This window comes from Nocardioides abyssi (assembly GCF_030412915.1).
Lineage (GTDB): Bacteria > Actinomycetota > Actinomycetes > Propionibacteriales > Nocardioidaceae > Nocardioides > Nocardioides abyssi.
Genome location: NZ_JAUHJR010000003.1, coordinates 134,985 through 161,790, shown reverse-complemented (window position 1 = coordinate 161,790; position 26,806 = coordinate 134,985). Strand labels below are relative to the sequence as shown.

Genomic DNA, 26,806 nt, shown 5'->3' with positions numbered 1-26,806 from the left:
TGCAGCGGAGACCATGTCAAGGAGTCTCAGTGGACGGACGGGCGTCCCACAAGGCGGATTCTCATGATGTGAGACTCCTGTTCAGGATGTGGAACGAGCGCCCCCTGTTGCCGCGGGGCGAGCGGCTCGGGTGCGTCCCACGTCACACGGTCCGCGCAGCTCGGTCGCTCGCGCGCCCCTGCGGCGACGTCACTAGGGTGGACCGCATGAGCGCCGACCACTCCCGCCTGACCAGCAGCGCGTACTCCCAGGCCCTCGAGGTGATCGCCTCGGTCGAGCCGCGGATCGCCGAGGCCACCCGGCAGGAGCTCGCCGACCAGCGTGCCTCGCTGAAGCTGATCGCCAGCGAGAACTACGCCTCGCCCGCCGTGCTGATGACGATGGGCACCTGGTTCAGCGACAAGTACGCCGAGGGCACGGTCGGCCACCGCTTCTACGCCGGCTGCCAGAACGTCGACACCGTCGAGTCGCTCGCCGCCGAGCACGCCCGCGAGCTCTTCGGCGCGGAGTACGCCTACGTGCAGCCGCACTCCGGCATCGACGCCAACCTCGTCGCCTTCTGGTCGATCCTCGCCCACCGGGTCGAGTCGCCCGCGCTGCAGAAGATCGGCGCCAAGAACGTCAGCGAGCTGACCGAGGCCGACTGGGAGTCGCTGCGCAAGGAGCTCGGCAACCAGCGGCTGCTCGGCATGTCGCTCGACGCCGGCGGTCACCTCACCCACGGCTTCCGCCCCAACATCAGCGGCAAGATGTTCCACCAGCAGCAGTACGGCACCGACCCCGAGACCGGCCTGCTCGACTACGACGCGGTCGCGGCGAAGGCGCGCGAGTTCAAGCCGCTCGTGCTGGTCGCCGGCTACTCGGCGTACCCCCGCCGCGTGGACTTCGCCACGATGCGCGAGATCGCCGACGAGGTCGGCGCGACGCTCATGGTCGACATGGCCCACTTCGCCGGTCTCGTCGCCGGCAAGGTCTTCACGGGCGACGAGGACCCGGTCCCGCACGCCCACGTCGTCACCACGACCACGCACAAGTCGCTGCGCGGCCCGCGCGGCGGCATGGTGCTCGCGACCGAGGAGTACGCCCCGAGCGTCGACCGCGGCTGCCCGATGGTGCTCGGCGGCCCGCTCTCCCACGTGATGGCCGCCAAGGCGGTCGCGCTGGCCGAGGCCCGCCAGGACTCGTTCCGGACCTACGCCCAGCAGGTCGCCGACAACGCCAAGTCGCTCGCCGACGGCTTCCTCTCCCGCGGCGCGAACCTCGTCACCGGCGGCACCGACAACCACCTCGTCCTGCTCGACGTCTCCTCCTTCGGCCTCACCGGCCGCCAGGCGGAGTCGGCGCTGCTCGACGCCGGCGTGGTCACCAACCGCAACTCGGTGCCGAACGACCCGAACGGCGCCTGGTACACCTCCGGCATCCGCCTCGGCACCCCCGCGCTGACCACCCGCGGCTTCGGCCACGACGAGTTCGACCGCGTCGCCGAGCTCATCGTCGACGTCCTCGGCCAGACCCAGCCGGGCACCACCAAGGCCGGTGGCCCCTCGAAGGCGTCGTACGCCCTGGGTGACGGCGTGGCCGACCGCGTCAAGGCCGCCTCCGCCGAGATGCTCGACAAGCACCCGCTCTACCCGGGCCTCGAGCTGTCCTGAGGCGGGATGGTGCCTGCCCGGGCCGGCGGGCGGGTGCTGGTTCATCAAGGTATGTCGGTGAACCGTCACGTCCCAGGGTGTGTTCAGCCAGGGGAGTGACGGTTCGTCCGCATACCTGGGGGAAGCGACACGACCCGCGACGACCCCCGACGACACGCGGCCGAGCGGCGCTAGACCAACCCGACGGCGGCTGCCATCACCGGCACGACCAGCACGATGAGGACCGCGCCGAGGACGTCGAAGGACACCCCGGTGCGGATCATCGTGGTGATGGGGACGGTGCCGGAGCCGTAGACGATGGCGTTCTGCGGCGTGGAGACCGGCAGCATGAAGCCGAACGATGCCGCGAACGTGGCCGCGAGTGCGGGCACGAACGGGTTGACGTCTGCGGCCATCGCGATCGGGATGATGATCGGCACGACCACTGCCGCGGACGCGGTGTTGCTGGTCGTCTCGGAGACGATGATCGCGAGCACGACCGCGAAGACGGTGATCAGCAGGACGCTGGAGAGGCCGAGCAGGTCGGACGCGCCGGTGCCGAGGGTCTCGGCGAGGCCGGTGGACTCCAGGAGGCTGCCGAAGACGATGCCGGTCCCGAAGAGCACGACGGTGCCCCAGTCGATCTTGGCCGCGTCGCTCCACCGCAGGGTGAACTCGCGGTCCTCCCACTTGGTCGGGAGCAGGAAGAGCAGCGAGGCGCCGAGGATCGCCACGATGCCCTCGTCGAGCCGGCCGCTGACGGTCTCGTAGGTGCTCGACTCGGTGCCGGTCACCAGCGCCACCACGCCGGGCAGGATCCACAGGGTCACGGTGACGGCGAAGGCGATGAGCGTGTTCCGCTCGGCCACCGAGAACTTCCCGAGCGCTGCCTTCTCCTCGCGGACGTAGTCGGCCACGCCCTCCAGCCGGCGGGTCTCGGGCCGGTTGAGCAGCAGGATCACCACCGCCAGCGCCACGAACATGAGCGCGCAGATCGGCAGCGCCATCAGGACCCAGTCGAGGAACGAGATCCGCTCGCCGGTGGCCTCCTCGATCAGGCCGCGCCCGATGAGGTTCGGCGGCGAGCCGACCGGGGTCAGCAGGCCGCCGACGCTGGCGCCGTACGCCAGCATGAGCATCAGCGCGGCGCCGACCCGCAGCCGCAGCGGGTCGAAGTCCTCGGCGACCTCGCCGCGCGACTGCAGCAGCTTCGCGATGACCGCCAGGATGCCGATGGCGGTCGGCAGCAGCATCGCCACCGTCGCGGTGTTGGAGACGAAGGCCGACAGCAGGCACGTGATGGCGCCGAACGCGACCACCACCCGCACCGTCGAGGTGCCGACACCGCGCAGGTTGAGCACGAACATCGCGAACCGCCGGGCCAGCCCGTGCTTGAGCATCGCCTGGGCGAGGATGAACGCCCCGATGAACGTGAAGACGGTCGAGGACCCGAACGGCACCAACGCCTCGTCGGCGCTGACGACACCGAGCATGACGATCGCTGCGATGCCGATGAACCCGCCGACGGGGATCGGCACCGGCTCGGTCACCCACAGGACGATGACGCCGAGCAGCACCGCGGCGAGCTTGTGCTGCTGGTCCTCCAGCCCGACCGGCAGCAGCAGGAAGACGATCGTCACCAGCGGCGCGAGCACCAGGCCGGTCGTGCGGCGGACCTTCTCGAACCGCTCCTCGCGCTCGGAGAGCTGCTGCTCGCCGAGGCTGCGGTAGGTCGCGTTGTCGAGGAACGCGCGGTCGACGTCGGTGCGTCCCGCCCCGCCGGTCCGCCCGCCGGCTCCCTCCCCGGACTGCTCGCCGGGTCGTCCCTGCTCTGTCGTCATCGCGCACCTCCGGACGGGAGGCCGGACGGGATGTGGTCACGGCCACATCCCGGGTGCCCGCCTCGGGGCGGCGGGTAACGCGAGGTGTCGGAGCGGGTCAGACGACGGGCGTCGTCCGCTCGACGATGGCGCGGAGGTCGCCGCCGGCGAGGGCGCCGTAGGTGCCGTCGTACGACGAGCCGAGGCGCGAGGCGCAGAAGACGTCGGCGACCTCGGGCGGGCCGAAGCGGACGAGCAGCGAGCCCTGGAGCACCGCCGCCATCCGGCCGGCCAGGCGTCGGGCGCCGACCTCGAGCTGGGCGGGGTCGCCCATGAGCGAGCCGAGCAGGGCGAGCACGTCGTCGATCGCGCGGTCGAGGCGGGCGTCGCCGCCGCGGGCGCGGCCGACCTCGGTGATCCAGGCGTCGAGGACCTCCGGCTCGCGGCCGAGCGCGCGCAGGACGTCGAGGGCGTTGACGTTGCCCGAGCCCTCCCAGACCGAGTTCAGCGGGGCCTCGCGGTAGAGCAGCGGCATGACCGACTCCTCGACGTAGCCGTTGCCGCCGAGGCACTCCAGGGCCTCACCGACCATGGCGGGGGCGCGCTTGCAGACCCAGAACTTCGCGAGCGGCAGCGCGATCCGGCGCAGCGCGGCCTCGTGCGGGTCGTGCAGGCGGTCGACAGCGGTGGCCAGGCGGAGGGCCAGGGCGGTCGCGGCCTCGGTCTCGACGGCGAGGTCGGCCAGCACGTTCTGCATCAGCGGCTTGTCGGCCAGGGTCGAGCCGAACGCCGAGCGGTGGGCGGCGTGCCACGACGCCTCGGAGACCGCGCGGCGCATCAGGCCGGTGGAGCCGAGCACGCAGTCCAGGCGCGTCGCGGCGACCATCTCGATGATCGTGCGGACCCCACGGCCCTCGTCGCCGAGTCGCTGGGCGACGGTCCCGTCGAGCTCGAGCTCGGAGGAGGCGTTGGACCGGTTGCCGAGCTTGTCCTTGAGCCGGACCACGTCGAGCTGGTTGCGGGTGCCGTCGGGCAGCACGCGGGGCACCACGAAGCAGGTCACGCCGCCCTCGGCCTGGGCCAGCACGAGGAAGACGTCGTTCATCGGCGCGGAGGTGAACCACTTGTGGCCGTGCAGCGTGTAGGTGCCGTCGGTCGAGGTGGGGCGGGCCTCGGTGATGTTGGCCCGCACGTCGGAGCCGCCCTGCTTCTCGGTCATCCCCATGCCGGCCAGCGCGCCGAGCTTCTCCGAGGGCGCCCGCACGCCCGGGTCGTAGGTCGTGGAGGCGAGCAGCGGCGTCCACTCCTTGGCGATCGCGTCGTCCGCGCGGAGCGCCGGCACGGCGGCGTACGTCATCGAGACGGGGCAGCCGTGGCCGGGCTCGGTGTGCGACCACGCCATGAAGCCGGCCGCACGGCGCAGGTGGGCGTGCGGGGCGCCGGCGTCCTGCTGCTCCCACGGGGTCGCGGCCAGGCCGTGGCCGACGGCGCGCTCCATCAGCCAGTGCCAGGACGGATGGAAGACGACCTCGTCGATGCGGTGGCCGTAGCGGTCGTACGGCGTCAGCCGCGGGTGGTGCTCGTTGGCGAGCTGGCCGTGCTCGCGGGCCTCGGCCGAGCCGGCCTCCGCACCGAGCGCCGCGAGGTCCTCGAGCACCTCGGGCGCACCGTGCCGGAGGACCGCCTCGGACAGCGCGCGGTCGGTCGTGACGACGTTGTGACCGACGAGCGGCGGCGCCTGGTTGGTGGTGACCCGGATCTCGGTGCGCATGCGGATACCGTAAGACCATGAGCCCGGCGTCCGGGCCCCGGTCGGCGGGGCAGCGGGAGGGCCGGACGGGACCGGACCCGGTGGCCGCGGTCCGCGCCTGGCTGGCCCGGTTCCGGCACACCGTGTGGCGGTTGATCGTCACCACCGTCGGGTCGTGCATGCGCTACCGCGTGACCGGCCTGGCTGCCGAGGGCGCTTTCTTCGCGGTGCTGTCGGTGCCGCCGCTGATCTTCGCGCTGGCCGGTGCGATCGGCTACGTCAGCGACCAGTTCAGTCCGGCCCAGGTCGAGGACGTGCGGCAGGCGGTCGTCGACCTGTCCTCGCGGCTGCTGACCGACCGGGCCGTCGACGGCGTGATCGTGCCGACGATGAACGACGTGCTGCGCGGCGGCCGCTTCGACGTCATCTCGCTCGGCTTCGTGCTCGCGCTGTGGTCCGGCTCCCGCGCGCTCAACGTCTTCGTCGACACCATCACGATCATGCACGGGCTCGGTGGCCACCGCGGGATCATCAAGACCCGTGCGCTCTCGTTCGTGCTCTACGTCCTGGCGCTGGTGACCGGGGTCTTCTCGATCCCGCTCATGGTCGCCGGGCCGTCGCTGGTGCGTGACGCGCTGCCCGACTCGCTGGACTTCCTGCTGACCTTCTACTGGCCGGCCGTCTCGATCGTGTGCATCTGCTTCCTCGCGACGCTCTACCACGTGTCGGTGCCGGTGCGGACCAACTGGAGCTTCAACCTCCCCGGCGCGACGTTCTCCCTCGTCGCGTGGATCCTCGGCTCCTACGTGCTGCGCTGGGTGCTCACCGTCACCGCGGCGGACTCCAAGTCGATCTACGGCCCGCTGGCCGCGCCGATCGCGGTGCTGCTGTGGCTCTACATCGTGGCGATCGCGGTGCTCATCGGCGCGGCGGTCAACGCGGCGTTCGACACCGTCTTCCCGCAGAGCGCCACCGCCCGGGCGCGCGTGGAGCTCGTGGCCCGGCTGCGCCACCTGGGTGGGAGGGACCGGTAGGTTCCTCGCGTGCCGACCGACGTCGACCCGAGCTCCGGGCAGCCCCTGCCGGTGCAGGGGCGCGGGCTGGTCTCGCTCCCCGAGCGGGCGCGTTCGCCGTGGTGGGAGCTGGGCCGCCGGCTGCTCGCCGCGATGGCGATCCTGGTCGGCACGGTGCTGCTGGTCTACCTCGACCGGAAGGGCTACCGCGACGGCAACGACGCGACGAACACGATCAGCCTGACCGACGCGATCTACTACACGACCGTCACGCTGTCGACGACCGGGTACGGCGACATCGCCCCGGTCACCGACGGGGCGCGGCTGGTCAACGCGTTCGTCATCACCCCCGCCCGCATCGCGTTCCTGGTGCTGCTCATCGGCACCACCCTGGAGGTCCTCGCCTCGCAGGGTCGCGAGATGTTCCGCGTCGCCCGTTGGAGGAAGCACATGGGTCACCACGTCGTCGTCGTCGGCTACGGCACCAAGGGACGCAGCGCGGTCGACACGCTCGTCAACAACGGCCTCGCCCGGGAGAGCATCGTGGTCGTCGACCCGAGCCCGGTCGCGCTGCAGGACGCGCATGCCGACGGGCTCGCGGTCGTCACCGGCGACGCCACCCGTCGCGACGTGCTCCGGCGCGCCGGCGCGGGGGAGGCCGACCAGGTCATCATCACCAGCGACAGCGACGCCTCCAACGTGCTCGCCACGCTCACCGTGCGCCAGCTCAACCCGGACTGCTGGATCGTGGTCTCGGCCCGCGAGCAGGAGAACGCGCCGCTGATGAAGCAGTCCGGCGCCAACTCGGTCATCACCTCCTCCGACGCGGTCGGCCGGCTGCTCGGGCTCTCGTCGCTGTCGCCGTCGCTCGGGTCGGTGATGGAGGACCTGCTGACCTACGGCGAGGGGCTCGAGGTGGCCGAGCGCGACCTGCTCGTCACCGAGGTCGGCAAGCAGCCGCAGTCGCTGCCCGACCAGGTCATCGCGGTCGTGCGCGACGAGAAGGTCTACCGCTACTTCGACCCGGTGGTCACGCTGCTGGCCCGGGGCGACCGCCTGGTCGTCGTCCGGCCCGCGCGCGAGCTGCCCTGGGCGCCCCGACCCGGCACGCACAACGAGGACGTCGCCGAGGCGGACTGAGCGTCTCCGGTCGCCACCACTCCCGGTCGAACACGTGTTCGATCCTGGCCTATCATCGGGCCATGACCGCTCCGTCGCGCCACTGCTGGGTCGCCGACGGCTCAGGCGGCGGCGCGAAGCGCCCGGGGCTGCTCGTGGAGTGGCGGCAGACGCCGTCGGGCTGGGAGGGCCGGGTCGTGTACGGCGCGCTGCTCCGCCCGGGCGTCTGGGGGCTGGTGGAGGAGTGGCTGCCGGCGGCGCAGCTGACGCCGCTGTGAGCGGGCGGTGCGCCGGGCCGGGCTGAACGCCCTGACGTGCCCTGGGAACGAAAAAGCCGAGCCGCTGGCGTCTCGGGTCGCCAGCGGCTCGGCGAGACCGACTCTACTCCGGTCGGCCGCGCCCGTCCCCGGATCACGCGAGAAAACCGGTCGGACCGTCGGGATAGTCCGTTCGGGCCATGCGGGGACCGGCCGGACACCCGTGGGCGGGGGTGCGGCGCGCCGCCACGATGGACGAGCAGCTCCGGTAGTCATGGGGAGGGCGGGGCCGTGGGTCCCGGGACGCCATCATCACGTGAATGGCGTCCCGGGGAACCCGCGTCGGTCCAGACCACCCGCACCCGTCGAGCGCGTCGCGGCAGGACGGCGTACCCCTCCTGCGTGCCCGTCGTTGGACCGGCAGCAGACCGCGCGTTCCATGGGGGACGGGCGGCAAGCAGCTCTGGTGAGCGGCACCGACGCAGCAGGATCCCGGACGTCCCCGGCCACGGAAACGGGGGTGTCCGAGCTGCTGCTCCGCGGTGCTGCGCGTCGCGCCGGTGGTCGCTCAACCACCTGCGCGTCATCGTTGGAGACGGGCCGACCCGGGAACGCCGCTGCTCCCGGGTCGGTTCCGTTTTGCGGCGCCCCGCGGCGGGCACTGCCCGGGCATGGCCATCTACAACTCCGACCTCCAGGCTGCCGTCGACGCGACCTCGGTCGCCAAGGACGCCGGCATCAGCGAAGACCTGGCGACCTACCTCCGCGAGCAGCTCGCCGAGCGCGAGATCGAGACCTCCGACGACGACTGGATCGCGCGGACCGTCGCCGCGATCGAGAAGGACCCCAACTACATGATCGAGGACGAGCCGTCGGACTTCGACGCGCCCGACCTGCCGCAGGACGAGTGAGCGCGGCGGTCCCGGCCGCCAGCACACAGACGAACGCCCCGACGCCGTGACGGCGTCGGGGCGTTCGTGCGTCAGGCGAGGGTCAGCGCAGGGCGGGGTAGCGGCGGACGAGGCCGGTGCGGGCCCAGGTCCTGCCGAGGCCCCAGGTGTCGCCGGCGGCGAGGGCGCCGAGGACGACGAGGGTGGCGGCGGCGAGGAGGTGGTCGTCGAGGACCGGGTGGTTCTCCGGGGGCAGGACGACGGTCCACATCAGCACGTAGAGCAGGGCGCCGGCGGCTGCGGCGACGCGCATGCCGATGCCGAGGGTGAGGGCGAGGCCGATGCCGAGGAGGCCGACCATGAAGAGGGTGTCGGCCCACCAGGCGCCGGCGATGTTGTTGTAGAGGTCCTTGAAGGGGCCGTCGGCGCCGAAGGCGAGGAAGCCCTCGGTGGGGCTGCCTCCGTTGACCCAGGCGGCGTCGCCGAAGCGGTCCACGGCGCCGGTCTCGTCGCGGCCGGTGCCGAAGCCGAGGGCGAGGAGCTTGTCGAGGAAGGCCCACAGGAAGGTGAGGCCGAAGCCGATGCGGGTCACGGCCAGGGCGCGGGCGGCGAAGGTCGTCACGACCCGGCCCTCCTGCTCCGGCGCGACGGCTCGGCGGGTGGTCGGGGTGGGTGCGGCGGTGGTCATGTCGTGACCTCCTTCTGTGGGTGTGACGCTGGCTGGTGCTGGGCGGACGGTGGTGCTGGGACTGAGCTGGTTGTTCGGGGCTGGTTGTTCGGGGCTGGTGGGTGCCGGGCTCAGACCGGGTCGGGGACGACGAGGACGGGGCAGTCGGCGTGCTCGACGACGGCGGTGCTGACCGAGCCGCGCAGCAGCGAGGTCACGGCGCCCGGGCGCTGGCGGTGGCCGACGACGACCAGGTCGCGGGCGGCGGACTCGCGGCCGAGGACCTCCTCAGCGAGGCCGCGGGCCAGCTCGACGGTGGCGTCGACGTCGGGGAACTTCTCCGACAGGCCGGCGATGCTCTCGGCGACCAGCCGGCGGACGTCGTCGAGGCCGTCGGCGGTGAGGGACACCACGTGGGGGCCGGCGGTGGCGGCGACGACGTCCCAGAAGCAGTGGACGACCGTCAGTGACAGGCCGCGCACCGAGGCGTGGCGGTACGCCGCCTCGAGGGCCGGCAGCGAGCGCTCGGTGCCGTCCACGCCGACCAGCACCCCGTGGCGTTCGGCCCCGGACCGGGCGGGCCGGACCACGACGACCGGGCCGTGCGCCTGGCGGCTCAGCGCGACGCCTACCGAGCCGAGCACCAGGCTGCCGACCGGTCCGCGCCCGTGCGAGCCGACGACGACGAGCGCCGCGTGGGCGGACGCCTCGAGGAGCGCCTCGCGCGGGTCGACGAGCCGGAGCAGCTCGACGACCTCGACCGCGGGGTGGGTGCTCCGCACCGCGGCGGCGGTGCGCCCGAGCAGGTCGCGGCCGGTGGTCTCGATGTCGTGGCGCACCGCGGTCGGGTCGACGGCCATCGAGGTCAGCCACATGCTGTTCTGGGTGCTCAGCGGGTCCGCGGCGTGCAGGAGCACGAGCCGGCGGCCCTCTGCGGCGGCCTGGTCGGCGGCCCAGGTGACGGCCTCCGCGGCGTGGGTGGAGCCGTCGACACCGACGACCACGCTGCCGGCGGGGATCTGGGTGGTGGTCTTGTCCATGGCTCCACGCTCCCGCGGGCCGCGGGGTCCCGCCCACGGGCGGAGGGCCCGACCTGCTCGGGACCAAAGGCCCGTGGAGGCCCCGCCGGAGCGCGGTGTCGGGCACCATCGGGCCATGAGGTCGGAGCAGGAGCTGGACCCGGACGAGTGCCGCACGCTGCTCGGGCGCGGGGTGGTGGGGCGGATCGCGTTCTGGGGGCACGACGGGCCCCGGCTGCACCCGGTGAACTACAGCGTGCTCGACGACGCGGTGCTGGTGCGGACCCTGCCGACCGCCGCACTGGCCCGGTTCGTCCACGACCAGCCCGGCGGCCAGGTCGCCTTCGAGGTCGACGGCCTCGACCACGCCGACCAGCGCGGGTGGAGCGTGCTCGCGCGCGGCCCGCTGCACGAGCTCACCGACCCCGACGCGCTCGCCGACCTGGAGCGCACCCGCCCGCCGCGCACCTGGGCGCCGGGTGAGCGCGCCGTCGTCGTACGCCTCGCCTGGACCGAGCTCACCGGCCGCAGCCTCGGCACCGGCTGGGACCCGGTCCGCGCCCAGGAGCACCGCCGACTCCAGTGAGGCCCGCGGCCCGCGGGACCGGCGGAGGTCGCGCTGGACCCGTGAACCTTCCCGGTCAGGCGTGGGCTCCGCCGGCCGGTCGGCTGACCTGACCCGGGCCGGCGCCCGCACCGGCCCCCAGGTCGACGACGGTGTCGACGAGGTCGAGCCCGTTGCCGTCGTGGGTGATCCACACCAGGCTCCGCTCCCGCGGACCGGTCAGGAGCTCGGTGACCAGCTCGGTGGCTGTGGCGGTGTCGAGGTGGGCGGTCGGCTCGTCGAGCACCAGCACCGGGTGGGCGGCCAGCAGCGACCGGGCGACCGCGATCCGGGCGCGCTCGCCGCCGGAGACCTGCGCGTGGCCCTCGCCGACCCAGGTGTGCAGGCCGTCGGGCAGCGAGTCGAGCCAGCGGCCGAGCCGCGCGCGCCGCAGCGCGTCCTCGACGTCGGCGTCGGTGGCGCCGGGCCGGGCGAGCCGGACGTTCTCCACGAGCGTGCTCGCGAAGACGTGCGGGTCGTCGTCGACGAGCCCCACCAGGCGGCGTACGTCGTCGGGCAGGACGTCGGTGGTGCGTGCGCCCCCGAGCCGGACCGCGCCCGCGGCCGGGTCGAGGAAGCGGAGCAGCAGCGCGGCCAGGGTGCTCTTCCCCGACCCCGAGGGCCCGACCACGCCGACCCGGTCGCCGGGCGCGACGTCGAAGGCCGTCGTGCGCAGGCCGGTGCGGGCGCCGTCCCAGCCACCGCGGACGTGGTCGACCTCGACGCGGTGCCCGTCGGGCTCGGCCGTCGCGACGGTCGCCCGCACGGCGGGGGCGCGGTGCTGGAGGTCGCGCAGCCGGGCGGCTGCCGCGGTGGTGCGCGAGGAGAGCGCACCGGCGTCGGCGAGCGGCAGCAGCACGTCGGCCAGCGCGAGGGGGAGCAGCACGAGCAGCGCGGCCATCGGCGCCGAGAGCCCGCCGCCGGCCACCGCACCGGAGGCCAGCGCGGCGGTCAGCGCGATCGAGCCGCCGGTCGCGGCGAGCACGACCGCGCGGGCCCCGCCGGTCCAGGCACCGGAGCGCACCGTCGAGCGGCCGAGCCGGTCGCTGAGCCCGCCGACACGGTCGGCGGCGCGGTCGCCGGCCTGCCACATCACCAGCTCCGGCAGGACCGAGGTGACCTCGACGGCCGCCTCGGACAGCGCTGCCCGGTGGTCGACGGCGGCGCGCTCCGCACCGTCCGCGCCGAGCCGGGCGAGGAGGAACGCCGCGGCGCCGGCCAAGGCCGCGACGGCGGCGACCACCGGCCCGGCCGCCGGGGCCAGCCAGGTCGCCACCGCGCCGGCCAGCAGGACCACGAGGGCCGCCTGGCGCACGGGCACCCGCACGCGCAGCTCGCGGTCGACCACGCCGTCGACGTCGTCGACGACCGACGCGAGCAGGTCTCCGCGACGGCGGCCGAGACGACCCGGCACCAGCGGCACCAGCGCGTCGTAAACCTCGACGCGGCGGCGGGCCAGCAGCCGCAGCGCGACGTCGTGGGAGCGCAGCCGCTCGGCGTACCGCAGCACCGGACGGGCGAGCCCGAACGCGCGCACCCCGACGACGGCGACCATCAGGGTCAGCACGGCGGGCCGGGTGGAGGCCTGCACGATGAGCCAGCCAGCGGTCGCGGTCAGCGCGACGCCCGAGGCCGAGGCGAGCGCGCCGACGAGGGTCGCGGGCCACAGGCTGCCGGCCGGCGCGGGCTCGTCGGCGCCGTCGTCCGGCCGTCCCGGGGCGGCCGGAGCGGCGTCCCGGCGCGCCGGTACGGGCTCGCCAGGTGCAGGTACGGGCGCAGGTGTAGGCGGGGGAGCGGGCAGGGCGAGGTGGTGGTCGGCGACGGCGAGGAGGGCCGGGCGGTGGGCGACCACGACGACGCCACTGGTCCGGCCGAGCTCGGCGACGGTGTCGACGATGACCCGCTCGGTCAGCTCGTCGAGGTGGGCGGTCGGCTCGTCGAGCAGCACCCACGGTCGCTCGGCCACGAGCACCCGGGCCAGCGCGAGCCGGGCACGCTCGCCGGCGGAGAGGGTCAGGCCGTCCTCGCCGAGCGGGGTGGCGAGGCCGTCGGGCAGCGCGAGCACGCGCTCCTCGAGCGCGACGCGGCGCAGCGCGGACCGGAGCCGGTCGTCGGTGGCGTCGGGGGTCCCGAGGCGGAGGTTGTCGGCGACGGTGCCGGCGACGAAGACCGGGCGCTGCGGGAGCCAGGCGACCTGCGCCTGCCAGTCGCAGCCGGTGGCGGGGCGGCCGCCGACGGTGACCGTGCCCGGCTCGTGCGTGAGCAGGTCGGCCAGGGCGGCGAGCAGCGTGGACTTCCCGCACCCGGACGGGCCGGTGACGACGGTGACCCCGCGGGCCGGGAGCGTGGTGGACAGCGCGGCGACCGCGGGCACGGTGCGGCCGGGGTGGGTGACGGCGAGGTTGCGGACCACCAGGTCGCCGGCACCTGACACAGCTGACACAGCGGACTCGGCGGGCTCGGCGGGCTCGGCGGGCACGGCGGGCACGGCGGCGGGCTCGAGGGCCGGGGCCGAGGTCACCAGCGCGTCGACCGCCTCGAACGTCGCGACGCCCTCGGCGGCGGCGTGGAACTCCGCGCCGACGCGCCGCAGCGGCCAGTACGCCTCGGGCGCGAGCAGGAGGACGAACAGCGCGGTGGTCAGGCCGAGGTCGGCCTGGGCGAGCCGCACGCCGACGGTGACCGCGACGAGCGCGACCGACAGCGTCGCGACCAGCTCGAGCACCGCGGAGGAGGCGAAGGCCAGGCGCAGCGTGCCGAGCGAGGCGCGGCGGTAGCGGTCGGTGACCTCGCCGATGGTGCGCGACTGGGCGCGCGCCCGGCGGTAGGCGACCAGGGTCGGCAGCCCGCGGACGACGTCGAGGAAATGGCCCGACAGCGTCGACATCGCGCGCCACTGCTCCTCGGCCTTGTCGCGGGTCGCGAGCCCGACCAGCGCGCCGAAGACCGGCACCAGCGGCAGGGTCGCGGCGACGATGACAGCCGAGAGCAGGTCCTCGGTCGCGATGACGGCCAGGGTCAGCAGCGGGAGGACGCCGGCGAGGACGAGCGCGGGCAGGTAGCGGGTGAGGTACGGCTCGGCGGCCGCGACCCCGCGGGTCAGCAGCACGGCGTCACCGGGCTCGGCCGCGCCCCGCCGCAGCAGGGCGCCGACGACCTGGCGGCGCAGGTGGGTGCCGACGCGCGCGGCCGCCCGGGCGGCCAGCACGTCGCCGGTCCAGCCGGTGAGGGCGCGCAGGCCGAGGACGACGGCCACGGCGAGCGCCCAGCCGCCGAGCGGCTCCTGGCGCACGACCGCCACCACGAGGCCGGTGACCACCCAGGCCTGCGCGACGACGAGCACCGCCCCGGCCAGCCCCGCCGCCAGCACGCCGCCCAGCGGCCCCCGGGCGGGGGCCAGCTGGCGGCGCAGGCGCGGGTCGGTCGGCCTCACGAGCCCTGGCCGGCGAGCACCGGCTCCGGGATGTGGTGCACGGCGATCCGCTTGCGGAAGACCCAGTAGGTCCACGCCTGGTACATCAGCACCAGCGGGGTGAAGATCGCGGCGACGACCGTCATGATCTTGAGCGTGTACGCCGTCGCCGCGGCGTTCGTCGTCGTCAGGCCCGTGCCGTCGGCCAGGGTCGTGGGCATCACGTCGGGGAACAGCGCGAGGAAGAGCCCGGCGACGCCGAGGGCGATCGCGACGAACGTGCCGAGGAAGGCCCAGCCCTCGCGACCGGCGAGCAGCGCGACCAGACCGGCGACCAGCGCGACCGCGGCCACGCCGAAGGCGACCAGCGAGGCGGCGGTGCCGGTCTCGAGCTGGGTCCAGGCGAGGAAGACGACGGTCACCGCGGCGGCGGCCACGCCGGTCCGGACCGCCAGTGCCCGGGCCTCGTGGCGGATGGGCCCGTCGGTCTTGAGCGAGACGAAGACCGCCCCGTGGGTGAGGAAGAGCAGCAGGGTCATCGCGCCGCCGAGCAGGGCGTAGGGGTTGAGCAGCTCGAGGAGGCCGCCGACGTACTCCATGTCCGCGTCGATCCGCACCCCGCGCAGGATGTTGGCGAAGGCCACGCCCCACAGGAAGGCCGGCACGAACGAGCCGACGATGATCGCGCCGTCCCAGCGGGACTTCCAGGTGGCGTCGTCGCGCTTGTGGCGGTACTCGAACGCCAGGCCGCGCACGATCAGCGCGACCAGGATGAGCAGCAGCGGCAGGTAGAAGCCACTGAACAGCGTGGCGTACCACTCCGGGAAGGCCGCGAAGGTCGCGCCGCCGGCCACGAGCAGCCAGACCTCGTTGCCGTCCCAGACCGGGCCGATGGTGTTGATGAGGACGCGGCGCTCGCGGTCGCTGCGGCCGAGGACAGGCAGCAGCATGCCGACGCCGAAGTCGAAGCCCTCGAGGGCGAAGTAGCCCATCCAGAGGATCGCGATGAGCGCGAACCAGACGGTGGTCAGTTCCATGGTGGTCTCAGGTCTCCCGTGCGAGCCGTCGGCTCAGTAGGCGAAGGCGAGGGGCTTGTCGGCGTCGTCGTCGGTGCGCACCGAGGGCAGGTCGGCCTCGGTCACCGGGTCGGCGCCCTTGCGGATATAGGTCAGCAGCAGCCGGATCTCGACGACGGCCAGGACGCCGTAGACGAGGGTCAGGGTGACCAGCGAGATGAGCATCTCGGTGGCGCTGACACCGGGGGAGACCGACGCCGCGGTCGTCATCAGGCCGAAGACGGCCCACGGCTGACGGCCGATCTCGGTGAAGATCCAGCCCATCGAGTTGGCGAACAGCGGCATGAAGGGGAGCAGCACCACGGCGACGTACAGGAGCCGTCCGGCGGGGGCCCGACCTCGGCGGGTCGCCCACAGCAGCCAGGTCGCCACGCCCATGGCGAGGAAGCCCAAGCCCATCATGAAGCGGAAGGTCCAGTACGTCGTGGGGATGTTGGGCGTGTAGTCGCCGGCGGAGTAGTACGTCGCACCCGGGTCCTGCCCGTAGGTCTCGCGGTAGGTCTCCCGCAGCTCGCGGATGCCCTTCACCTCGCCGTCGGTGGTGCCGGTGGCGAGGAACGACAGCAGCCGCGGGACGGTGATCGCGAGCTTCTCCTGCTCGCCGTCGGGCGTGCCGATCGTCAGCAGCGAGAACGACGCCGGCTGCTCGGTCTCGTAGAGCGCCTCGGCCGCCGCCATCTTCATCGGCTGCACCTCGGTCATCACCTTGCCCTGCACGTCCCCGACCGCAGCCACGCCGAGGCCGGTGACCAGCACGATCCACGCGCCGGTGCGGGTGGCCTTGCGCCACATGCCCGACTCCTCGCTGGTGGCGTCGACGGCCTGGTGGCGGCGCAGGTGCCAGAACGCGATGCCGACGACGAACGCGGCGGCGGTCATGTATGCCGCCAGCACCACGTGCGGGAAGGTCACCAGCTGGACCTTGTTGAACATCACCGCGGCGAAGTCGGTCATCTCCGCGCGACCCGTCTCCGGGTTGTAGTCGTAGCCGACCGGGTGCTGCATCCAGGAGTTGGCGGCGAGGATGAAGTACGCCGAGAACAGCGTCCCGAGGTGCACCAGCCACATGCAGGCGTTGTGCAGCCGGGCCGGCAGCCGGTCCCAGCCGAAGATCCACAGGCCGAGGAAGGTCGACTCGAGGAAGAACGCGAGCAGGCCCTCGATGGCCAGCGGGGCACCGAAGACGTCGCCGACGAAGCGGCTGTAGTCGCTCCAGTTCATGCCGAACTGGAACTCCTGGACGATGCCGGTCACGACGCCGATGGCGAAGTTGATGAGGAAGAGCTTGCCGAAGAAGCGGGTCAGCCGCAGCCACTGGGTGTTGCCGGTGCGCAGCCACGCGAGCTGGTAGCCGGCGACCATCGCCGAGAGGCCGATGCTGATCGGCACGAACATGAAGTGGTAGACGGTCGTGATGGCGAACTGCCACCGGGCGATGTCGAGCGGGTCCACGGTCCCTCTTCCTGACGTGGTTGCGGTGCCGGTGCTCCGGCGCCGACCACGCTAGGAATCCGGACCGGTCGTCCGGCACGGGCGACGGTCCCCAAGCCGACGGGACCTTGGTCCCGAGGTCCCGGGCCCTCCGGCCCGGCCGGGCCGGTCGGCTGGTCGTGGAAGGCGCGCAGCGCTGGTCCGGCTGGTTGAGGAAGGCGCGCAGCGCTGGTCCGGCTGGTTGAGGAAGGCGCGCAGCGCTGGTCCGGCCGGTTGAGGAAGGCGCGCAGCGCCGGTCCGGCCGGTTGAGGAAGGCGCGCAGCGCTGGTCCGGCTGGTTGAGGAAGGCGCGCAGCGCTGGTCCGGCCGGTTGAGGAAGGCGCGCAGCGCCTGTCTCGAAACCCGCCGGACCTCAGCCCAGCAGCACGTCGTCGAGGTCGCGCCGCGGGGTGCGCGGCAGCGTGCTGCGGGCGATCTCCTGCCACCCGATCCGCACCACCAGCTGGGGGTGCAGCCCGCCGTCGAGCACCTCGTGGCGCAGCGCCGCACGCGTCTCGGGCACCTCGACCACCTGGCTCAGCGGCACCACCGAGAGCCGGTCGGTCGTCGCGCGCAGCCACAGCGCGCTGAGCGCCTCGCCGGCACGCAGGTGGTCCAGCGGCGCGTCGTCCGCGGTGCCGATCATGAGCACGCCGTCGGTGCTCTCGACACCGGCCTCGACACCCGCCTCGACGGGCGGGGCGTCCTCGAACCGGCTCCCGCCGCCGACCGGCACGAGCGCGCCGGGCACGCCGTCGCGCGCGCCGTGGTCGACCCAGGCGCGCTGCTCGGCGTGCAGCAGCCGGTCCTCGGCCTGGCGGGTGCGGGCGCGGGAGAACAGCAGCTCGGTGCGGTGCCGCCGGGCCAGGTCGAGCAGCGCGACCACGGTCGCGCCCTCCTCCGAGCCGGTCGCGGCGAGGTGCTCGAGCCGGGTGTCCGGCACCGGCCAGGAGGTGAACCGCCGGCGGTCGGTGACCCGGCCGGCGATCGCCGCGAGGTCGCGTGCCGCGGTCTCCGCGACCTCGCCCCGCCGCAGCGCGACGCGCGCCAGCAGGTCGGGACGGCGTACGTCGGGGAGCCGGTCGACCACGGGCTGCCAACCGTGCGCGGCCGCGCCGACCCGCAGGTGGTGCAGCGCGGCGCCGCAGCTGACCAGCAGGTTGCGCCCCGCCGGGTCGGCGGCCGGTAGCCGGCGCGAGGTGTCGGCGTACAGCTCGACGACCGGCTGCTCGTCGCTGCCGTCGACACGCCAGAGCCAGGGCTGGGTGTTGTGCACGCTGGGCGCCCGGCAGGCGAGCCCGACGAGCGCGGCGAGCTCGGTGCGGGTGGCGTGGGTCAGCATGGTCGGCTCCTGGGACGAGGTGTGTCCTCCCAGCGTGCGTGCCGGGCCGGCCGGGCGGGAGGGACCAAGGTCCCGACCTGCTCGGGGCGAAGACCCTCGTTCGCGGACGCCGCTGGGCGCTAGGTTCGACGGCATGAGCGAGGAGACCACCGCCCCGATCCGGGTGTACCTGCTCGACGACCACGAGATCGTCCGCCGAGGCATCCGTGAGCTGCTCGAGAGCGAGGGCGACATCGAGGTCGTGGGGGAGTCCGGGCTCGCCGAGGAGGCCGCGCGCCGCATCCCGGCGCTGCGCCCCGACGTCGCGATCCTCGACGGCCGCCTGCCGGACGGGTCCGGCATCGACGTGTGCCGCGAGGTGCGCTCGCGCGACGCGTCGATCAAGGCGCTGATCCTGACGTCGTACGACGACGACGACGCGCTGTTCGCCGCGATCATGGCCGGGGCGGCCGGCTACCTGCTCAAGCAGGTGCGCGGCGCGGACCTGCTGGAGACGGTGCGCCGGGTGGCCGACGGCCAGTCGATGCTGGACCCGGCGGTCACCGCCCAGGTGCTCGACCGGCTGCGCAGCGGCCCGCCGACCGACGAGGGTCGCGACCGGCTCACCGGCCAGGAGCAGAAGATCCTCGACCTCATCGCCGAGGGGCTCACCAACCGGCAGATCGGCGAGCGGCTCTTCCTCGCGGAGAAGACGGTGAAGAACTACGTCTCCTCGCTGCTGGCCAAGCTCGGCCTGGAGAGCCGCACGCAGGCGGCGATCTACGCCACCAAGCACCGGCGCCAGGAGTAGGTCCCACTCAGCGGGCCGGCCCCAGCCGGCGGCCGGTGACCTCGCGCGGGTCGACGACCACCCACAGCGGCCGCGGTCCCGCCGGCCAGGTCTCGACCTCCGGCGGGGTGGCGCGGCCGTCGCGGGGGAAGCGCACGTGCGCGGTGCCGCGCACCAGCACGCTCCAGCCGGTGCGGGTGGCCTCGTCGACCAGGTCGACCTCGACGGCGACGCGGCTCTGGTCGGCCTCCCGGACGAGCGCGGAGTACGCCGACGTGCGGATCCAGACCGTCTCGCCCGCCAGGCCGTAGTTGACCGGCAGCACGACCGGTCCGTCGGCGGTGGTCCAGGCGATCCGGCCCAGCGTGCGGGTGCCGAGCAGCGTCCAGCACTCCTCGACGGACAGGTCGCGCAGCTCGTGGCGGTCGGTGGTGGTCATGGTCCGAGCGTGGCCTGCCCGTCCGGCGGGGGACAGGGGAGGACGTCCCGGCGCCAGCGGGACCAACGGCCCGGCCGCTACGGTGCCGCTCATGGACGAGGACGCACGCGACCTGCGCACGGCGGGCTTCGACGAGCTGCTGCGCGAGGTGCTCGGCCGCGTGCAGGGCGTCATCGACGAGCAGGAGCGGCTCCGGCTGCTGCTCGACGCGGTCGTGACGATGGCCGCCGACCTCTCCCTCGACGGCGTGCTGTCGCGGATCGTCGGGGTGGCCAGCCGGCTGGTCGGTGCGCGGTACGCCGCCCTCGGCGTCATCGGCGGCGGGCCGAACCGTCCCCTGAGCACCTTCGTGCACCACGGCATGGACACCGAGGTCGTCCACACGATCGGCGAGCTGCCCCGCGGCCACGGCATCCTCGGGCTGATCATCGACCGGCCCGAGCCGCTGCGCCTGCACGACCTGGCCGAGCACCCGGCGTCCTACGGCTTCCCGGCCGGACACCCGCCGATGAGCTCGTTCCTGGGCGTGCCGGTGCGGATCCGCGACCGCGTCTTCGGCAACCTCTACCTCACCGAGAAGGAGGGGGGCGTCGACTTCACCGAGACCGACGAGGAGGTCGTGGTCGCCCTCGCCGCCGCGGCCGGCGTCGCGATCGAGAACGCCCGGCTCTACGAGGAGGCCGAGGTGCGCCAGCGGTGGCTGGCCGCCACCGCCGAGGTCACCTCCCTGCTGTCGGGTGCCGACCCGCGCGGGGTGCCCGTCGACGAGGTCACCGCCGACGCGGTCCGCGCCGTGGTCGGCCTGGCCCGTGAGGCCGCCGGCGCCGACCTCGCCTGGGTGGTGGACGGGTCCGGCGACAGCCCGGTCGCCGTGGCCGTCTCCGGCACGGAGGTGGTCGTGCCCGCCGTGGTCGGGGCGCACCCGGACCTCGACGTGCCGTCGTCGGTACCCGACGCGACGGAGGCGGGGTACGCCGCCGCCGACTGGCCCCCGCTCGGCCCCGCCGTCACCGTCCCGCTGCGCACTGCCGACGAGTCCCACGGGGTGCTCGTCCTCGCCTGGACCGCCGAGCACGCTCACCGGCACCGCGAGGTCGACCTCGCCCAGCCGGCCGCCTTCGCCGAGCAGGCCGCGCTCGCGCTGCAGGTCGCCCGGGCGCGGGCCGACCAGCAGCGGCTGGCCGTCTTCGAGGACCGCGACCGGATCGGCCGCGACCTCCACGACCTGGTCATCCAGCGGCTCTTCGCCGTGGGCCTCGGCCTGCAGGGGACCGCCCGCCAGCTCCAGCAGCCCGAGCTCGCCGCCCGCGTCGAGCAGGCCGTCGACGAGCTCGACGCCACCATCAGGGACATCCGGCGCTCGATCTTCGCCCTCGGCTCGACCGACGTCCGCTCCGACCTCCAGGCCGAGGTCGAGCGGCTCGTCGACCGCGCCGCGCAGACCCTCAAGGTGCGTCCCGCCCTCCACCTCGAGGGCCCGGTCCGCACGCTCGTCCCCGCCGAGGTCGCCCCGCACCTGCTGGCCGTGCTCGGCGAGGCGCTGTCCAACGCCGGCCGCCACGCCGACGCCGACGCCGTCTCCGTGCACCTCGCCGTCGGCCGCGAGGTCGTCCTCACCGTCACCGACGACGGGCGTGGCCTGCCCCCGGACGCACGCGAGTCCGGGCTGCGGAACCTGCGCCAGCGCGCCGAGGAGCTCGGCGGTTCGTGCGACATCACCTCCGCCCCCGGCCAGGGCACCACGGTCCGCTGGGCGGTGCCCACGCGGCGTACGCCGTGAGGAGGCGGGAGCTCGGCCCCCGCGCCTGGCGGTGGGTCGCCGGGGCGTTGCTCGTGGTGATCGCCCTGGTGGGCCTGGTGATGCTCGTCGTCGGGGGCGTCCTGCGCACGGTCGGCGGGTCGGCCGCCCTCGGCACGGTGGCTGCCCTGCTGGTTGTCATGCGGCCGGGGCGCAGCGCCCGCGCGGGTGTGCGGCTGACCCCGGTGCCGGGCGGCCTCGCGCTGCCCCGCCGTCCCGGCCACCTGGCCGCGCTCGCTGCGGCCACGCTGCTGGGCGGGCTCGCGGCGTTCTGCCTGGGCGCGGCCGCCGCCCTGGACGGCGATCCCGATCGACGCGCGGGCACCGCGCTGCTGGGCTCCGTCCCCTTCATGGGCCTCGGGCTGTGGCTCGCCGTCGCGCCGCTGCTCGGCCGCGGGCGGATGCTGCTCACGCAGGACGCCCTGGTCCACCGCTCGCTCCTGGGTCGCACGCGGACCTGCCCGTGGCCCGAGCTGCGCGGGGTCCGCGCCGACCGCCGCGCCGGCGGCGGCCTCCGCCTCGCCCGCGACGACCGGCCGCCCCTCGGCGTCGGCTCGCAGGCGGTCGACCCCGACCGGCTCGCGGCCGTCCTCGACCACCTCGCCGGGGCCCGGCCCCGCCGCGACGTGCTCGTCGCACCCGACGGCCCCGACGTCGTGGCCGGGTGGCTGGCGGGGGAGCGTCCGCTGCCGCGTCGCTGACCGTCCTTCGATGCCGGCGCCGGCGCGTGCGGCCGACCCGGGCGACACTTCCGCGCAATTGCGCGGTTGTGGACCGGTCCCGGGCGTCGCGGGCCGATATCCCGGCGCAATTGCGCCGTTGTCGACCGGCGCAGCAGGAAAGCCCGGCCCGGACCAGCCCGGAAACCAGCCCGGAAACAGGCCAGGAGAAACAGCCCGAGAACCAGCGAACCCCCCGGCCGACGGCCGGGGGGTTCGATCTGGTGGGCGATACTGGGTTTGAACCAGTGACCTCTTCCGTGTCAAGGAAGCGCGCTACCACTGCGCCAATCGCCCAAGTCTGCAGTTTGTGCTCGAGGTGGGTACGGGATTTGAACCCGTGTAGACGGATTTGCAGTCCGTTGCCTCGCCTCTCGGCCAACCCACCATGCTGGTCCTTCCATGGAAGGACCGGTGGAAAGACCTCTGCGAGCGGACGACGAGGCTCGAACTCGCGACCTCAACCTTGGCAAGGTTGCGCTCTACCAACTGAGCTACGTCCGCTTGCTTCCGGCCGGGGCCGGCGTGCGAGAAGAACATTAGCCGAACGCCTGGGGGGCGCAAAATCGGGGTCCGGTCGGCGTTGCGGAGCCGTGTGGCACGCCGGTCTCCGGGCCCGTCGCGTCCCTAGAGTGGCGCCATGCACGCCTGGATGGACGGCCGTCTCCTGCCCGACGCGAGCGCCCCCGCGGTGGTGGTGAGCGACCACGGCTTCACGGTGGGTGACGGGGTCTTCGAGGCGGTGAAGGTCGTCGAGGGCCAGCCGTTCGCCCTCGGCCGCCACCTCGAGCGGCTCGAGCGCAGCGCCGCCGGCCTGGGGCTGCCGGCGCTCGACACCGACGACGTACGTCGAGGGGTGGCGGCCGTCCTCGGGGCAGAGCACCTGCCGCTCGGCCGGCTGCGCATCACCTACACCGGGGGGCCGGCGCCGCTCGGCTCCGGACGAGGGGACTCCGCGCCGACGCTGGTCGTCGTCGCCGACGGGATGGGTCCGGCCGAGCCGGCGACCCGGGTCGCGACCGTGCCCTGGCCCCGCAACGAGCGGGGGGCGCTCGCCGGCCTCAAGACCACGTCGTACGCCGAGAACGTGGTGGCGCTCGCGGAGGCGAAGCGTCGCGGGGCCAGCGAGGCGATCTTCGCCAACCTCGCCGGGCACCTGTGCGAGGGCACCGGCTCCAACGTCTTCTACGTCGTCGAGGGGGAGCTGCGGACCCCGACGCTCGCGAGCGGCTGCCTGGCCGGCGTGACCCGCGGGCTGGTGCTCGAGTGGTTCGGCGGTCGCGAGGTCGACGAGCCGATCGAGGTCGTCGAGCAGGCGAGCGAGGTCTTCCTCGTCTCCACCACGCGCGACGTCCAGGCCGTCAGCCGCTGGGACGACCGCGAGCTGCCCACGCCGGGCCCGGTCACCCGCGACGCCGCGCGCGTGTGGCGCGAGCGCGAGCCGGAGCTGCTCGGCGCCTGACCCGCTCGGCGCCGCGGGCCGGTCGTGTGCCTGCGGACGCGTGCGCGCGTGCTGAGGCACACGACCCCCGGGCGGGACGCGCCGAGGAGCGCCGGTTGGGAGCGCGCGCGAGGCATGGGCTATGGTTTCGGCCGCACCGCAGGGTGCGAGACGGGCGATTGGCGCAGTGGTAGCGCGCTTCGTTCACACCGAAGAGGTCACTGGTTCGAACCCAGTATCGCCCACCGTCACCGAGACCCCGGGCCGCGACAGCGGCGCCGGGGTCTTCTGCTTCCCGGGCCGACCCGGCGGGGCCGATATCGGGGCGAGCCACCGGGGGAGCGGTCGATAGCATCGAGCGTCCGGCCGGACGGCCGGGTGCACCCCAACCCTCCAGGAGAGATCGTGTCCGACATGAGAGTCGTCCTCGTCCACGCCGATGATCGGCAGGACCGGATGACCACGACGGGCACCAAGGCCTGGGAGCTCTTCGCCGAGGACCCGAGCGTCATCGCCGCACGCGTCAACGGCGAGCTGCGCGACCTCTCCCACGAGCTCGCCGACGGCGACGAGGTCGAGGGCGTCGCGATCGACAGCCCCGACGGTCTCGACGTGCTGCGCCACTCCACCGCGCACGTGATGGCCCAGGCCGTCCAGGAGCTCTTCCCGGAGGCGAAGCTCGGCATCGGCCCGCCGGTGACCGACGGCTTCTACTACGACTTCGACGTCGAGACCCCCTTCGTGCCGGAGGACCTGGACAAGATCGAGTCGCGGATGCGCAAGATCGTCAAGGAGGGCCAGAAGTTCTCCCGCCGGGTCACCACCGACCACGACGCGATCGCCGAGCTGAAGGACGAGCCCTACAAGATCGAGCTGATCGGCCTCAAGGGGTCCGGCAAGTCCGACGACGCCGCCCAGGAGATAGCAGAGGGCGCGAGCGTCGAGGTCGGTGCCGGCGAGCTGACGATCTACGACAACATCCGCCGCAACGGCGACGTGGCCTGGAGCGACCTGTGCCGCGGGCCGCACCTGCCGACCACCAAGCGGATCCCGGCCTTCAAGCTGATGCGCACCGCCGCGGCGTACTGGCGCGGCGACGAGAAGAACAAGCAGCTCCAGCGCGTCTACGGCACCGCCTGGCCCTCGAAGGAGGACCTCGAGGCCCACCTCCACCGCATCGAGGAGGCCGAGCGCCGCGACCACCGCAAGCTCGGGCGCGAGCTCGACCTGTTCAGCTTCCCCGACGAGCTCGGCTCCGGCCTGCCGGTCTTCCACCCGCGGGGCGGCGTGATCAAGCGGGAGATGGAGGACTACGTCCGCCGCCGGCACATCGAGGAGGGCTTCGAGTACGTCGGCACCCCGCACATCAGCAAGGACGGGCTGTTCCACACCTCGGGTCACCTGCCGTACTACGCCGACACGATGTTCCCGCCGATGGAGCTCGAGGGCGCGAAGTACCAGCTCAAGGCGATGAACTGCCCGATGCACAACCTCATCTACGCCTCGCGCGGCCGGTCCTACCGCGAGCTGCCGCTGCGGCTCTTCGAGTTCGGCCACGTCTACCGCTACGAGAAGTCCGGCGTCGTGCACGGCCTGACCCGCGTCCGCGGCTTCGCGCAGGACGACTCGCACTCCTACGTCACCCCCGAGCAGGCGCCAGGCGAGATCAAGCACCTGCTCGACTTCGTCCTCGGCCTGCTGCGTGACTTCGGGCTCGACGACTTCTACCTGGAGATGTCGACCCGCGACGACTCCAAGCCCGACAAGTTCATCGGCTCCGACGAGCAGTGGGAGACCGCGACCCGCGTGCTGCGCGAGGTCTGCGAGGAGTCCGGCCTCGAGTTGGTCCCCGACCCGGGCGGCGCCGCGTTCTACGGCCCCAAGGTGTCGGTGCAGGCGCGAGACGCGATCGGCCGGACCTGGCAGATGTCGACGATCCAGTACGACTTCAACCAGCCGCACCGCTTCGGTCTCGAGTACAACGGTGCCGACGGCCAGAAGCACGAGCCGGTGATGATCCACTCGGCGAAGTTCGGCTCGATCGAGCGGTTCCTCGGCGTGCTCGTCGAGCACTACGCCGGCGCGTTCCCCCCGTGGCTCGCCCCCGTCCAGGTGCAGGCGATCCCGATCGCCGAGCGGCACGAGGACTACCTGTGGGACGTCGCCAAGCGGATGCGCAAGGAAGGCCTGCGCGTCGACGTCGACGACTCGACCGACCGGATGCAGAAGAAGATCCGCAACGCGCAGCTGCAGAAGGTGCCGTTCATGATGATCGCCGGCGACGACGACCTCGCCGCGGGGGCTGTCTCCTTCCGCTACCGCGACGGCCGCCAGGACAACGGCGTGCCGATCGAGGAGGCGATCGCCCGCGTCCGCGAGGCCGTCGCCGCCCGCACGCAGGTCTGACGGGGCCGGCGGCGTACCGCCGCTCCGCCCGCGAGGCCCGTCCCCGCTCGTCCGGGGGCGGGCCTCGGTCGTCCTTGCCGCAGCATCGTCCGTGCCGCGCGTCGGAGCCGCTACCCGCGACACGCGTCGCACACACCTGTTTACATCGGACGTGGTGTCGCACTAACGTGCCGGCATGACCGCGACGGACCAGCACACCGCCCCCACCGGCAGCTCGTACGCCGACACCCTCCGCACGCTGTCGGAGGCCTCGGTGCACCAGCACTTCGACGCGTTCCTCGACATCGCCTGGGACGACCCGGCGTACGTCGTGGACCCGGCCGACCCGCGCTGGGTGCTGCCGACGAGCGACGTGCTGGGCCGGCACCCGTGGTACCGCGGCCTCCCGCTCGAGCGCCAGGTGGAGATCGGTCTCTACCGGCAGGCCAACGTCACCAAGGTGGGGCTGCAGTTCGAGCAGGTCCTGATCAGCGGGCTGATGACCTACGCGTTCGGCCTGCGCAACGGCAGCCCCGAGTTCCGGTACTCCACCCACGAGGCGACCGAGGAGTGCCACCACACCCAGATGTTCCAGGAGTTCGTGAACCGCTCCGGGCAGGACGTCGCGGGCGGCACGTGGGCCTTCCGGGCGGTGGCGCCGTTCCTCCCGCTGTTCGCGAAGTGGGCGCCGTTCGCCTTCTTCTACGGCGTGCTCGCCGGCGAGGAGCCGATCGACCACGTGCAGAAGGCGGTGCTGCGGGCGGGGGAGGACACCCACCCGCTGCTGCGCCGGATCATGCAGATCCACGTGGCCGAGGAGGCGCGGCACATCGGCTTCGCGCACCAGTACCTCGAGCACCGCGCCCCGCGCCTGGGCCGGGTCGAGCGGTTCGCGCTCTCGATCATCGTGCCGCTGGTGATGCGCTGGCTGGGCGACCAGATCCTCCGCCCGGGTCGCCAGGCGCGCCGCGACATGGGCATCCCGCGGTCGGTCGCGCGTGAGGTGTGGTGGCGCGACGCGGAGTCGCGGAAGTTCCTGCGCGACCTCTTCGCCGACGTGCGGATGCTCGCCGACCGCACCGGACTGCGGAACCCGGTCTCCCGCGTGCTCTGGCGGGCACTCGGCATCGACGGCCGCAGCTCGCGCTTCCGCAGCCAGCCGGCCTCGGCCGCTTCCTGACCGGCC

Annotated in this window: 21 protein-coding genes and 4 tRNA genes; 13 read left to right on the top strand and 12 right to left on the bottom strand. The window is 73.6% G+C overall.

What is annotated here, in order from left to right:
- Positions 1 to 206 precede the first annotated feature (206 nt).
- Positions 207 to 1,652, top strand: coding sequence for a glycine hydroxymethyltransferase (locus tag QWY29_RS09805; protein ID WP_300960543.1), 1,446 nt, complete (start codon positions 207 to 209; stop codon positions 1,650 to 1,652).
- Positions 1,653 to 1,822: 170 nt separating this feature from the next.
- Here the strand turns inward: QWY29_RS09805 and QWY29_RS09800 are convergent, their stop codons facing one another.
- Together QWY29_RS09800 and QWY29_RS09795 are read right to left on the bottom strand one after the other, a co-directional pair.
- Complete coding sequence (locus QWY29_RS09800; RefSeq protein WP_300960542.1) at positions 1,823 to 3,472, bottom strand: SLC13 family permease; 1,650 nt, start codon at positions 3,470 to 3,472, stop codon at positions 1,823 to 1,825.
- 97 nt (positions 3,473 to 3,569) lie between these two features.
- Positions 3,570 to 5,222: an acyl-CoA dehydrogenase family protein gene (locus QWY29_RS09795; protein WP_300960541.1), complete on the bottom strand. Its 1,653-nt coding sequence runs from the start codon at positions 5,220 to 5,222 to the stop codon at positions 3,570 to 3,572.
- A 17-nt stretch (positions 5,223 to 5,239) separates the two neighbouring features.
- Here QWY29_RS09795 and QWY29_RS09790 point away from each other — a divergent pair, with 17 nt between their 5' ends.
- The 4 genes from QWY29_RS09790 to QWY29_RS09775 all read left to right on the top strand — a co-directional run bounded on the left by QWY29_RS09790 (position 5,240) and on the right by QWY29_RS09775 (position 8,501).
- Entirely contained in the window at positions 5,240 to 6,235 is a 996-nt protein-coding gene (locus QWY29_RS09790) for a YihY/virulence factor BrkB family protein (RefSeq protein WP_300960540.1), read from the top strand.
- A 9-nt stretch (positions 6,236 to 6,244) separates the two neighbouring features.
- Complete coding sequence (locus QWY29_RS09785; protein WP_300960539.1) at positions 6,245 to 7,354, top strand: potassium channel family protein; 1,110 nt, start codon at positions 6,245 to 6,247, stop codon at positions 7,352 to 7,354.
- A 62-nt stretch (positions 7,355 to 7,416) separates the two neighbouring features.
- Complete coding sequence (locus QWY29_RS09780) at positions 7,417 to 7,611, top strand: hypothetical protein (RefSeq protein ID WP_300960538.1); 195 nt, start codon at positions 7,417 to 7,419, stop codon at positions 7,609 to 7,611.
- Between the two features lie 650 nt (positions 7,612 to 8,261).
- Complete coding sequence (locus tag QWY29_RS09775) at positions 8,262 to 8,501, top strand: hypothetical protein (RefSeq protein WP_300960537.1); 240 nt, start codon at positions 8,262 to 8,264, stop codon at positions 8,499 to 8,501.
- Between the two features lie 82 nt (positions 8,502 to 8,583).
- Here the strand turns inward: QWY29_RS09775 and QWY29_RS09770 are convergent, their stop codons facing one another.
- Together QWY29_RS09770 and QWY29_RS09765 are read right to left on the bottom strand one after the other, a co-directional pair.
- Complete coding sequence (locus QWY29_RS09770) at positions 8,584 to 9,168, bottom strand: hypothetical protein (protein ID WP_300960536.1); 585 nt, start codon at positions 9,166 to 9,168, stop codon at positions 8,584 to 8,586.
- Between the two features lie 110 nt (positions 9,169 to 9,278).
- Entirely contained in the window at positions 9,279 to 10,187 is a 909-nt protein-coding gene (locus tag QWY29_RS09765) for a universal stress protein (protein ID WP_300960535.1), read from the bottom strand.
- Positions 10,188 to 10,302: 115 nt separating this feature from the next.
- Here QWY29_RS09765 and QWY29_RS09760 point away from each other — a divergent pair, with 115 nt between their 5' ends.
- Positions 10,303 to 10,752, top strand: coding sequence for a pyridoxamine 5'-phosphate oxidase family protein (locus tag QWY29_RS09760; RefSeq protein ID WP_300960534.1), 450 nt, complete (start codon positions 10,303 to 10,305; stop codon positions 10,750 to 10,752).
- 55 nt (positions 10,753 to 10,807) lie between these two features.
- On the opposite strand, the gene cydD is transcribed toward QWY29_RS09760, so the two are convergent.
- From cydD to QWY29_RS09740, 4 genes are all read right to left on the bottom strand, one after another.
- Positions 10,808 to 14,203, bottom strand: a complete 3,396-nt coding sequence (cydD, locus tag QWY29_RS09755) for a thiol reductant ABC exporter subunit CydD (RefSeq protein ID WP_300960533.1) — start codon at positions 14,201 to 14,203, stop codon at positions 10,808 to 10,810.
- Complete coding sequence (cydB, locus tag QWY29_RS09750; protein WP_300960532.1) at positions 14,200 to 15,219, bottom strand: cytochrome d ubiquinol oxidase subunit II; 1,020 nt, start codon at positions 15,217 to 15,219, stop codon at positions 14,200 to 14,202. The genes cydD and cydB overlap by 4 nt, the downstream gene beginning before the upstream one ends.
- Positions 15,220 to 15,252: 33 nt before the next feature.
- The gene (locus QWY29_RS09745; RefSeq protein WP_300960531.1) at positions 15,253 to 16,710 is read right to left on the bottom strand and encodes a cytochrome ubiquinol oxidase subunit I; all 1,458 of its coding nucleotides are present in this window, start codon (positions 16,708 to 16,710) and stop codon (positions 15,253 to 15,255) included.
- 390 nt (positions 16,711 to 17,100) lie between these two features.
- A complete protein-coding gene (locus QWY29_RS09740) occupies positions 17,101 to 18,069 on the bottom strand; it encodes an Acg family FMN-binding oxidoreductase (protein ID WP_300960530.1) in 969 nt (322 codons plus the stop codon).
- 133 nt (positions 18,070 to 18,202) lie between these two features.
- Here QWY29_RS09740 and QWY29_RS09735 point away from each other — a divergent pair, with 133 nt between their 5' ends.
- Positions 18,203 to 18,859: a response regulator gene (locus tag QWY29_RS09735; protein WP_300960529.1), complete on the top strand. Its 657-nt coding sequence runs from the start codon at positions 18,203 to 18,205 to the stop codon at positions 18,857 to 18,859.
- Between the two features lie 7 nt (positions 18,860 to 18,866).
- On the opposite strand, the gene QWY29_RS09730 is transcribed toward QWY29_RS09735, so the two are convergent.
- The gene (locus QWY29_RS09730; protein WP_300960528.1) at positions 18,867 to 19,277 is read right to left on the bottom strand and encodes a pyridoxamine 5'-phosphate oxidase family protein; all 411 of its coding nucleotides are present in this window, start codon (positions 19,275 to 19,277) and stop codon (positions 18,867 to 18,869) included.
- A 91-nt stretch (positions 19,278 to 19,368) separates the two neighbouring features.
- Here QWY29_RS09730 and QWY29_RS09725 point away from each other — a divergent pair, with 91 nt between their 5' ends.
- Both QWY29_RS09725 and QWY29_RS09720 read left to right on the top strand, forming a co-directional pair.
- Positions 19,369 to 21,057, top strand: a complete 1,689-nt coding sequence (locus tag QWY29_RS09725; RefSeq protein WP_300960527.1) for a GAF domain-containing sensor histidine kinase — start codon at positions 19,369 to 19,371, stop codon at positions 21,055 to 21,057.
- Entirely contained in the window at positions 21,054 to 21,776 is a 723-nt protein-coding gene (locus QWY29_RS09720; protein WP_300960526.1) for a hypothetical protein, read from the top strand. Before QWY29_RS09725 ends, QWY29_RS09720 begins: the two co-directional genes overlap by 4 nt.
- Positions 21,777 to 22,016: 240 nt before the next feature.
- Here the strand turns inward: QWY29_RS09720 and QWY29_RS09715 are convergent.
- The 3 genes from QWY29_RS09715 to QWY29_RS09705 form a co-directional block, all read right to left on the bottom strand.
- A tRNA-Val gene (locus QWY29_RS09715) sits at positions 22,017 to 22,091 on the bottom strand.
- Positions 22,092 to 22,111: 20 nt separating this feature from the next.
- A tRNA-Cys gene (locus QWY29_RS09710) sits at positions 22,112 to 22,182 on the bottom strand.
- 43 nt (positions 22,183 to 22,225) lie between these two features.
- Positions 22,226 to 22,298, bottom strand: a tRNA-Gly gene (locus QWY29_RS09705).
- A 136-nt stretch (positions 22,299 to 22,434) separates the two neighbouring features.
- Between QWY29_RS09705 and QWY29_RS09700 the strand changes: the two genes are divergently transcribed.
- The 4 genes from QWY29_RS09700 (at position 22,435) to QWY29_RS09685 (ending at position 26,800) form a co-directional block, all read left to right on the top strand.
- Positions 22,435 to 23,256 (top strand): aminotransferase class IV, encoded by an 822-nt coding sequence (locus tag QWY29_RS09700; protein WP_300960525.1) that lies wholly within the window; start codon positions 22,435 to 22,437, stop codon positions 23,254 to 23,256.
- A gap of 152 nt (positions 23,257 to 23,408) precedes the next feature.
- Positions 23,409 to 23,480, top strand: a tRNA-Val gene (locus QWY29_RS09695).
- Positions 23,481 to 23,649: 169 nt separating this feature from the next.
- Positions 23,650 to 25,641 (top strand): threonine--tRNA ligase, encoded by a 1,992-nt coding sequence (thrS, locus tag QWY29_RS09690; protein ID WP_439117418.1) that lies wholly within the window; start codon positions 23,650 to 23,652, stop codon positions 25,639 to 25,641.
- A gap of 175 nt (positions 25,642 to 25,816) precedes the next feature.
- Positions 25,817 to 26,800, top strand: a complete 984-nt coding sequence (locus QWY29_RS09685) for an AurF N-oxygenase family protein (protein WP_300960524.1) — start codon at positions 25,817 to 25,819, stop codon at positions 26,798 to 26,800.
- Positions 26,801 to 26,806: the final 6 nt, after the last annotated feature.

What these genes read in the sequence shown, in the direction of transcription:
- QWY29_RS09805 (WP_300960543.1), top strand. Translation starts at nt 207, where the DNA reads ATGAGCGCCGACCACTCCCGCCTGACCAGCAGCGCGTACTCCCAGGCC.
- QWY29_RS09800 (WP_300960542.1), bottom strand. Translation starts at nt 3,472, where the DNA reads ATGACGACAGAGCAGGGACGACCCGGCGAGCAGTCCGGGGAGGGAGCC.
- QWY29_RS09795 (WP_300960541.1), bottom strand. Translation starts at nt 5,222, where the DNA reads ATGCGCACCGAGATCCGGGTCACCACCAACCAGGCGCCGCCGCTCGTC.
- QWY29_RS09790 (WP_300960540.1), top strand. Translation starts at nt 5,240, where the DNA reads ATGAGCCCGGCGTCCGGGCCCCGGTCGGCGGGGCAGCGGGAGGGCCGG.
- QWY29_RS09780 (WP_300960538.1), top strand. Translation starts at nt 7,417, where the DNA reads ATGACCGCTCCGTCGCGCCACTGCTGGGTCGCCGACGGCTCAGGCGGC.
- QWY29_RS09775 (WP_300960537.1), top strand. Translation starts at nt 8,262, where the DNA reads ATGGCCATCTACAACTCCGACCTCCAGGCTGCCGTCGACGCGACCTCG.
- QWY29_RS09770 (WP_300960536.1), bottom strand. Translation starts at nt 9,168, where the DNA reads ATGACCACCGCCGCACCCACCCCGACCACCCGCCGAGCCGTCGCGCCG.
- QWY29_RS09765 (WP_300960535.1), bottom strand. Translation starts at nt 10,187, where the DNA reads ATGGACAAGACCACCACCCAGATCCCCGCCGGCAGCGTGGTCGTCGGT.
- QWY29_RS09760 (WP_300960534.1), top strand. Translation starts at nt 10,303, where the DNA reads ATGAGGTCGGAGCAGGAGCTGGACCCGGACGAGTGCCGCACGCTGCTC.
- cydB (WP_300960532.1), bottom strand. Translation starts at nt 15,219, where the DNA reads ATGGAACTGACCACCGTCTGGTTCGCGCTCATCGCGATCCTCTGGATG.
- QWY29_RS09740 (WP_300960530.1), bottom strand. Translation starts at nt 18,069, where the DNA reads ATGCTGACCCACGCCACCCGCACCGAGCTCGCCGCGCTCGTCGGGCTC.
- QWY29_RS09735 (WP_300960529.1), top strand. Translation starts at nt 18,203, where the DNA reads ATGAGCGAGGAGACCACCGCCCCGATCCGGGTGTACCTGCTCGACGAC.
- QWY29_RS09730 (WP_300960528.1), bottom strand. Translation starts at nt 19,277, where the DNA reads ATGACCACCACCGACCGCCACGAGCTGCGCGACCTGTCCGTCGAGGAG.
- QWY29_RS09725 (WP_300960527.1), top strand. Translation starts at nt 19,369, where the DNA reads ATGGACGAGGACGCACGCGACCTGCGCACGGCGGGCTTCGACGAGCTG.
- QWY29_RS09700 (WP_300960525.1), top strand. Translation starts at nt 22,435, where the DNA reads ATGCACGCCTGGATGGACGGCCGTCTCCTGCCCGACGCGAGCGCCCCC.
- thrS (WP_439117418.1), top strand. Translation starts at nt 23,650, where the DNA reads ATGAGAGTCGTCCTCGTCCACGCCGATGATCGGCAGGACCGGATGACC.
- QWY29_RS09685 (WP_300960524.1), top strand. Translation starts at nt 25,817, where the DNA reads ATGACCGCGACGGACCAGCACACCGCCCCCACCGGCAGCTCGTACGCC.